The 2,047-nt window shown below is 38.9% G+C and carries 2 protein-coding genes; both read right to left on the bottom strand.

Annotated features, from left to right (window positions below):
• Nucleotides 1-228 precede the first annotated feature (228 nt).
• Nucleotides 229-702 (bottom strand): hypothetical protein, encoded by a 474-nt coding sequence (locus tag AB6E51_RS24235; RefSeq protein WP_133154297.1) that lies wholly within the window; start codon nucleotides 700-702, stop codon nucleotides 229-231.
• 62 nt (nucleotides 703-764) lie between these two features.
• Nucleotides 765-1,712: a hypothetical protein gene (locus tag AB6E51_RS24230; protein WP_102333847.1), complete on the bottom strand. Its 948-nt coding sequence runs from the start codon at nucleotides 1,710-1,712 to the stop codon at nucleotides 765-767.
• Between the last annotated feature and the right edge of the window lie 335 nt (nucleotides 1,713-2,047).

Raw genomic sequence — 2,047 nt, 5'->3', positions numbered from 1 at the left:
GGGGTTAACCCCGTGTGCTTAATACTGTGCAGTCAGTATTCAACTACAACAGGCTAAGTATAACACAAGATAAAACAATGTGATGGGCTGGCTAGGCGACTCAAAAAGCACTAAATTTCATGCATCACAAAAGTATCCGGGGTTTCGTGAGATAGCCAGACGCTAACATAAAAACATAATTTTTTGATACGAGTTAAGAGCATAAATATAGTTGTCGATAGAATTATCTCAATCATTCGGAGAGCAGAACTTTAACAAAACCTCGACATTATCCTTACTAGTCTGGACGGGGATTTTCTTCGCCCCAAGATACTGAGCAATTCGAGTTCGATGCCTACCATTGACAAAGCCTGCATATTGAATTTTCACAATACGAATCTTTTGTCGAAAACCGAAAAATCTACGCTCTACAAGCTCTTCTTCATAATCATGAAAAAAAACTCTAGGGGTAGATAGCAACCCGACATCATCATGTGGATTTACCCCTTTGATATAATGATCCCGTTTATCAGAACTCCATGCGTCAACACTAGAAACCATCGCTATATTAGACTTACTCTCCGCGTAATAAACAAGTTTATCTATATCTACCCATACCGTAGTGTAATCACGAAAGCATTCCCTACTAGTATCTAAATCTTCCTTCCAGCACAAATACTCATAAGCAGAGCCTGGCGGCAAATCAATTTTAAATGTTTTCATCATTTCCCATGAGTATAAATGGTCCATCATAAGACTTTACACAACCATTAACGTAGCTTTGTTCAGACAAACTTCTCTGCAATCAAACGCTTTCCTGTAGGCTCTAATGATTGAATAATGCTTTTTTGAGGATAGAAATACCCTTGGACGAGAAGAGCGCAATCATTAATATCGCCAATTTGGACTCTTACTGATAGTTCCTCACCATCTTGCCATGTATCCCTAATCCTCGCCCTACACTCTTCTCCTCGCAATTCAAAGCAAAATTCAGACACCTCTGCTTGATCTTTAGGTTTATAGTTTTGAACGGCAGCGTTTATAAGCGTGTTAGATATTCTTTCTCGCTTCTTGTCTGAAAGCATATCTAAAGAGCTCTCTTTGATTGGCCCGTAGACTCCACTTTGATTCAGTGCTTCTAGAATTTTTTTCATGTGCCCACCCGTATGCGGACTAACAAATGTAGAAGACCGAGACCCATGAGGCTTTCCTAATATATCTGTTCTCATATTCCACCACGTCTCTGCGACTTGAGCATACTTAGCAAGCTTGGTTTGCTCTTCCAAAAACCACCTTATAGCGTCTTGTCCTCGAATAGTTCCGTCCCCTTCTAACTCAACATTGATAGCTTCTACTACTACCGGACAGGCATGATCTGAGTACAAAGGAGAGTCTAATTTAAAAGCATTCAGTCCAGGCAATCCGTTAGCATATTCGATAAGCTGGTTAGCACTATCTTCCCCATAAGGACAGGTCACGAATCCTCGAACAAAATGTCTTGTATGGTCAATCCCACGGTAAAGGACGCTTAAACATCTACCATCAAGATCTAATGGCGCTGGTATAGAAAGAATAGGATGCCAGTACGGATAAGAATCCACACAATTCCCAAGGCGATCTAAAATCACATTGAATACATCTTTTGCCGCTTGAGGATCACTTACATTTTGAGTGAAATATTTCATTGCGGATGAATTAGCAACTGATGAAGTATTTTTTTGTCTAAATTCCATAAATCACAAAACCTATATTTTCAATAAAACATTATTTACGTATATCTACATATTACGTAAATAATAAATGTTCGCAAGTTTTTAATCACAAAAGAACAGCCTCGCAAATCAGTCTATTTTAGGTACACCTTTAATGCACTGGGCTATTTTAGTGCTGTAAATAGCAAAAATAGATGTATAATGCACCAACTTAACTAAACCAATGTAAAATGCACCAATGAACAGCAATATACGAATTTATGGTTACCTAAGAGCATCGACCGATGAACAAGATGCCTCGCGAGCAAAAAATGACCTTATTGACTTTGCAGACAAAATGGGATTCCCGATCGCGT

Origin of the sequence: Vibrio sp. 10N.247.311.47, assembly GCF_041467535.1 — a bacterium.
GTDB classification, from domain to species: Bacteria; Pseudomonadota; Gammaproteobacteria; order Enterobacterales; family Vibrionaceae; genus Vibrio; species Vibrio crassostreae_C.
The sequence above is the reverse complement of the archived record's forward strand: the minus strand, read 5'-3'. Positions and strand labels throughout refer to the sequence as shown.

Coding starts and splice junctions, on each gene's coding strand:
- AB6E51_RS24235 (WP_133154297.1), bottom strand. CDS start 702: ATGAAAACATTTAAAATTGATTTGCCGCCAGGCTCTGCTTATGAGTAT.
- AB6E51_RS24230 (WP_102333847.1), bottom strand. CDS start 1,712: ATGGAATTTAGACAAAAAAATACTTCATCAGTTGCTAATTCATCCGCA.